Here is a 6,024-nt window from a genome sequence, read left to right as displayed (position 1 = left end):
ATTCAGGCTGGGGCACTGGCGAAAGGGCGTCAGATTTTCGTTCTCGATATGGGAGAGCCTGTAAAGATTGTGGATCTAAAAAATCGCATAAAAAAAGAGGCAAAAATGAATATTTCATTTTGCCTCCGGATATCCCAGCCGCCAAACAAATGCCTTCCAGATCATGCCCTGCCCTTATTTAGGCAAACCCGCCAGCGATTTTAAAAAACTCACTTTCTCTTCAGTTGTTTTCAGGTTCACTAAGCTCCCGGCCTTCATCGACAGCCCGCTTCAGCGCCTGCAGCATATAGCCGATTCCCCGATAGCCCGCCAGCGGGTAAGTGATCTGCTGGCGGCTGCCAAACACGTTCCTCAAAACAGGCCTGTATTTTTTCCCGCCGAGCATAACGATTTCGTCATAATCCATCAAGTTTTTCCGTTCACCTTGCGCCTTCAGCTCATCATCCGCCATAATCTCCGGGTGGTCCATCCCGAATGTGACATCATAGTTTTCAGGAACGATATCTTCCGGTTTTAAAAAACCGTGTTTTGCTGAAAGAATCACCCAATCCGCAAAAAACGTCTGCGCATATGCGCCGCACGCCCGATGAAACGGACTCAGATAGACATCCTTTGCGGCGGACGGGCCGATGCCCGGATCGACATCCCAGATTTTCTTCGCCCCGCACGGGATGATGCAGAGTCTTTTCATCATATGTCCCCCCTTTTGGTTCCGCTAAAAAACGCCTTTAAAAAGGCGTTTTATTTCAGCTTCAGCGATACGACCGATTCGACGTGCGCCGTCTGCGGAAACATATCGACAGGCTGAATGTATTCGACATGGTAATCCTTCGCTAAGTACTGCAAATCTTTCGCAAGTGTTGACGGATTGCATGAGACATAAACGAACCGCTTCGGCTTAACCTGCCTGATCGTATCAAGGAAGGTGCGGTCACAGCCAGTTCTTGGCGGATCGACGATGACGACATCAGGCCTGAAGCCTTCTTTAGTCCATTTCGGCAGCCAGTGCTCCGCCGTTCCTGTGACATAACGCGCATTATCAATTCCGTGCTTTTTGGCATTTTGGTTGGCGTCATCGATCGATTCTTTGATAACGTCCATGCCGCGGATTTCTTTTGCTCCGTCGGCGATCCACATTCCGATTGTGCCGACGCCGCAGTAGGCATCGACGACTTTTTCGCGCCCGCTCAGTTTCGCCGCTTTTTTCACTTCGTCATACAGCTTGACCGTCTGGATCGGATTAAGCTGAAAAAAAGCGCGGGCGCTCAGCTCAAACGTAACCTCGCCGAGAAATTCCTGAATGACCATATTGCCGGCTAGGAGCCTTGTATCATCGCCGAAGATAACCGATGTCTTGGCTTTGTTGACGTTTTGAATTACGGATGTCACTTCAGGCAGACGCTTTTTGATTTCTTCTGCAATGAGCTCCTTGCGCGGCAGGTCTTCTTTTGACGTGACAATGACAACCTGCACTTCCCCCGTCTCAAAGCCGACCCTCGTCACGATCGTGCGGACGTCGCCCGTTCGCTTCCGTTCGTTGTAGACGGAAATGCCGAAGTCTTCAAGAATCTGCTTGACGGTTTGTGTCGTTTTGTTCGTCGCCGGATGCTGAACGATGCATTCCGTAATCGGGACAAGCCGGTGTGAGTCAAGGCCGTACAGCCCTGCTACCATCTTTCCATTTTTCGAAAGCCCGAGTTGAAACTGGCTTTTATTCCGGTAGTGCCAAGGGTTTTCCATGCCGATCGTCGGCCTGATGTCCATTTTGCCGATGTCAAAACGGGTGTGCCGTTCGAGCGATTGAATGACGATGTCCCGTTTTCCTTTCAGCTGCTCTTCATAAGCCAGATGCTGGAGCTGGCAGCCCCCGCATTGCTCATAGATGATGCAGGGCGGCTTGACGCGGTGCTCTGAACGCTTGCGCACCTTTTTGACCCGCCCTTCGGAAAATTTCGGATGAACCTTTGTCGCCTCGACGACGACTTCTTCACCCGGCAGTGCGCCGGGGACGAAGACGACTTTTTTCTTGAAGTAGCCGACGCCTTCGCCATTGATGCCGAGGCGCTTGATCGTCAGCGGAAATTGCTGTCCGACTTTTAATTCTGCTGATGATCCTTTTTTGTCACGTTTCACTGATGTTCTCTCCATTTCTACTCAATGCTCCTCCATAAATACAAGGAAGCATAGCTTAAATAAGGGTGCCATTCTTTGCTCATTTCAAGCATTTGTTCTTTTGTCGGTTTATCGTTTAAGCCAAAATGGCGTTTGATGGCATTTTGGATGCCGATATCGGCGGCCGGAAACAGATTGGGTCGGCCGAGTCCGAACAGCAGAACGTTTTGGACGGTCCACGGGCCGATGCCTCTGATTTTCACCAGCTTTTCCATAATGTCTTCATCTGATAATTGATCAAGCTCATCAAGATTTAAACGGCCGTCTGCGATCATCCTTGATGTATCGATGACGTATTCAGCCTTCCGCATGCTGAATTGAAGTTCGCGCAAGTCGTTATAGTCGAGCTGTGCAATCGTTTCGGGAAGCGGATAAAACCAGACCCCGTCCTTTTGCTCTCCATAAGTGTGAACGAACCGCTCTGTGAGCGTATAAGCAAAAGACAGATTAAGCTGCTGGTGGATCATGCATTTCATCAAGCAATGATACAAATGAAAATCGAGCACCAGCGGCGTTCCGGCATGCTCTGCGAAAATTGATGACAAGCTTGATTGTGAAAAGTGATCCAGTACAGGCTGAAGATTTTCCTCCCATCTGAAGATCCGTTTCACTTCTTTCATCATGGCGTCTCGATCGTCTGTACCGCTGACGGCAAACGCCGGGGCTTCGACAGTTCCCGTCGCCTGCACAGCGACAATCCGGGGCTCTTTGTTTTGATTGCGGAGCGGCAGCTTGACCTCCCTTTTGTCAAGGTTGACCGCATTGAGCGGATCAAGCGAAAGCCTGTCCAAGACGCGGTCAAAATGATACGGCGGTGATACGCTTACAGTTTCCTTCCACATCGCTTCCCATCCCTTTTTCTTCTTTGTCCACAGTATACCATGTTTCAAATTCTCTTAAAAAAGAACAACATTTTATTTTTTCACCGAATGAATCACAGGGCATCGCAGCATCCTATGGAAGCGGAGGGGTGCCGATGATTAAACATTTTGCGATGACAAAGGACGGAAAACTTTTATCTACCGACATCAAAGCAGAAAGGCTGACAGATCAAGATATTGAGTGGTACTGGACGGACTTCGATCAGCCTTCGGATGAAGAAGTCTCTTTACTCAAAAGCCATTTTCACTTTCACCCTTTAGCAGTTGAGGACTGCGTTCATCATTTGCAGCGTCCGAAGCTTGATCAATACGAAGAATATCTTTTTTTCGTCATACACGCGTTGAATCAAAGGACGCTGGCGTCTGAAGAAGTTGACTTATTCGTTGGAAAAGATTTTATCATCACATTTCACTTTCATCGTTCAGACGGTATTGAAAAAGTAAGAAGACAGCTTTCGGAAAACAGCGAGTTGTGGAAAAAAGGACCGAGCCATATCGCCTATATGGTCATGGATCAGCTTGTTGACGAATATTTCCCGATTCTTTACAAAATAGAAGACCGCCTCAATGAAATTGCTGAAAGCGACAGCAGAAAAACGTATGGAACGCTGATGAATGAAGTGTTTGATATCCGGAGCGACCTTCTAAAGCTTAGGAAAACAATCATTCCGATGCGGGATTTGCTTTACCGGATTTTAAACATTGAAATCTCAAAAGAAAACCGCGAACGAAAAGCGTATTACAGCGACATTTACGACCACCTCTTGAAGCTGACCGAAATCGTCGAAAACAACCGCGACATGACCGCCGATTTAAGGGACAGCTACCAGACGCTCAACTCCAACCGGATGAACGCCATTATGATGACGCTGACGATCGTCTCAACGATTTTTATTCCGCTCACCTTCATTGCCGGAGTGTACGGCATGAACTTTGACAACATGCCTGAACTGCATTGGCGCTACGGCTATTTTTTCATCCTCGTCATGATGGGAGCCGTTGTCGCCGGCATGATCTTCTGGTTCCGGCATAAAGGATGGTTTGACATTTTCAAGTAAAACCGGAAACCTTTTTCCTCTCTGTTCGACTATTTCTATAACTGAGGGGGGAAAGAAATGAAGGTACATACAGGGCTTGCCGGCATCTTCTTGATCGTTCTCGGCTTGTTGATTAGCGCCGAAAATCATCAAAGCGTGTCTGCTGCAGACGCGCTTTCGGACTTTTTCAGACTGCCTGTCCGCAATTTAGTGGTTCTGATCTGCATGTTGATGCTCATCATCGGCTTCATTATGGCGTGGCGCCATTATTATGGAGTACCGTGGATCCGCTTTAAGCTGTTTTTGTTTATTATCGGCATTTCAGTATTTTACCCGCTGGTCACAGAACAGCTGATGCTCTTTCAAAAATGGAATGCACAAGGCGATGATGCCGTGGAATATATGAAAAAGAGAAGCACTTGCAGCTATCAGAGCGATATGGAGGAAGGAAACATGGACTGTGAGGTGAAAGTGAACAATTACGGAAAAAAGACCGAACGCATCCAGCTCATCCCTGATATAACGAGCGAATTTGACTTTCAGCCGGAAGAGCTGGAACTGTCTCCGCATTCACAAGAGACGTACAGCGTCACCTTTAAGGCTCCGGGAAATGAGGATGTGTATGAATCAGGGATAGAAGAAGAGCCGAGGATGAAGGTTGAAGTGGTGAAATGAGCGACTTCACTCGATTCAAGCAGCACGCTTTTGGAAACTTTTAAAAATATTACATGGAAGAGAAGGTTTAGAAGTAAAAGGTATACAGAAAAAACGAACTGCAAACAGCCGCTTCACAAACTAATAGACAAACCTCAAAGAAAAAAGCCGCTCCTTCACGGAAGCGGCTTTTCGTCTATTAATCGCGATAAGATTCTGCAATCGCGTTGGCGGCGACGATCGCATTGTAGACATCGTCAGGGGTGACTGGGAACGGCATGTTGCCCATTGTGTCGCCTTCTGCGCAAGCGCTTTGAGCGACTTGGCGCCATTCCTCTTCGACAAATTCGTCGACTCCGAGGTCTTTTAATGTCAACGGCAGACCGACGCCTTTGATAAAGTCAATGACGGTCTCCAGCTCTTCGGCTGGCGCGTTTTCAAGAACGAGCTGTGCCAAAAGGCCGAACGTGACTTTTTCGCCGTGCTGAGCTCTGTGCAAAGAAGGAACGGCTGTCATTCCATTGTGGATCGCATGTGCGGCGGCAAGACCGCCTGATTCGGCGCCGACGCCGCTTAAATAGATGGTCGCTTCTATTGTGTCTTCAACAGCTCGTGTAGAAACGCCATGCTTGATCGCCTGCATCGCTTTTACGCCGTTTTCCAATAGCGTATCGTAGCAAAGGCGGGCAAGTCCCAATCCAGTAGTTGAAGGCTTCATCAGCACGAGGTTGTCGCCGTTTGCTTTAAAGCAGGCGCGCGCTTCAAAATACGTCGCCAAGGCGTCTCCGATACCGGCTGCGAAAAAGCGCGGCGGCGCGGATGCCAAAATGTCAGAATCCGCGAGAACGACATCTGGGTTTGTCGGCAAAAACAGATATCGATCAAACGATCCGTCATGTTTATAAATGACGGCAAGGGCCGTACATGGAGCATCTGTTGAAGCAATTGTCGGGAAAATCACAACCGGCAGCTTCTCGTAATAAGCGGTGGCCTTTGCTGTATCAAGCGTTTTTCCCCCGCCGATCCCAACGATGATATTAGCGCCTGCATTGCGTGCAAGCTCCCGGTTACGATCGATTTCTTCCTGTGTGCATTCGTAATTGAATTTTTCAAAAACAGCTTGATTGCCGGCTTTCTGAATCGAATTCCCCGCTTCTTTTTGAGCGCGTTCCAAAATGAATTCATCGCAAATGATATATGCGTGATCACCATAATCTTCAATGTAATCGTTCAAGTTCTCAAGGAGTCGTTTTCCTGTAATAAATTTTTTAGGCGATGTG

6 protein-coding genes and 1 pseudogene are annotated in these 6,024 nt (G+C 48.1%); 3 read left to right on the top strand and 4 right to left on the bottom strand.

Going from position 1 to position 6,024, the window contains the following annotated elements; genetic code table 11:
• Window positions 1–93: pseudogene (locus tag C1T29_RS24715) on the top strand (polysaccharide biosynthesis protein); the annotation flags it as partial.
• Between the two features lie 127 nt (window positions 94–220).
• On the opposite strand, the gene C1T29_RS05200 reads toward C1T29_RS24715, so the two are convergent.
• From C1T29_RS05200 to C1T29_RS05190, 3 genes are read right to left on the bottom strand one after another with little or no spacing between them, the layout of a single operon-like run.
• On the bottom strand, window positions 221–691 hold the full coding sequence (locus C1T29_RS05200; RefSeq protein ID WP_026580647.1) for a DUF6884 domain-containing protein: 471 nt from the start codon (window positions 689–691) through the stop codon (window positions 221–223).
• Between the two features lie 50 nt (window positions 692–741).
• The gene (gene rlmD / locus C1T29_RS05195) at window positions 742–2,133 is read right to left on the bottom strand and encodes a 23S rRNA (uracil(1939)-C(5))-methyltransferase RlmD (RefSeq protein ID WP_025810234.1); all 1,392 of its coding nucleotides are present in this window, start codon (window positions 2,131–2,133) and stop codon (window positions 742–744) included.
• Between the two features lie 17 nt (window positions 2,134–2,150).
• Entirely contained in the window at window positions 2,151–3,014 is an 864-nt protein-coding gene (locus C1T29_RS05190) for a DNA-3-methyladenine glycosylase family protein (RefSeq protein WP_023855876.1), read from the bottom strand.
• Between the two features lie 134 nt (window positions 3,015–3,148).
• Here C1T29_RS05190 and corA point away from each other — a divergent pair, with 134 nt between their 5' ends.
• Window positions 3,149–4,111 (top strand): magnesium/cobalt transporter CorA, encoded by a 963-nt coding sequence (gene corA, locus C1T29_RS05185; RefSeq protein WP_020450578.1) that lies wholly within the window; start codon window positions 3,149–3,151, stop codon window positions 4,109–4,111.
• 57 nt (window positions 4,112–4,168) lie between these two features.
• Window positions 4,169–4,765 carry a hypothetical protein gene (locus tag C1T29_RS05180; protein ID WP_020450577.1) on the top strand — a complete coding sequence of 199 codons (597 nt, stop codon included), beginning with the start codon at window positions 4,169–4,171 and terminating at the stop codon, window positions 4,763–4,765.
• Window positions 4,766–4,943: 178 nt separating this feature from the next.
• Here the strand turns inward: C1T29_RS05180 and C1T29_RS05175 are convergent.
• The coding region (locus C1T29_RS05175; RefSeq protein WP_208945633.1) for a glycerol dehydrogenase at window positions 4,944–6,024 on the bottom strand (1,081 nt) is incomplete at its 5' end.

The sequence above is a fragment of the Bacillus sp. MBGLi79 genome, from assembly GCF_002953915.1.
This window is presented reverse-complemented; position numbering and strand designations above follow the sequence as displayed.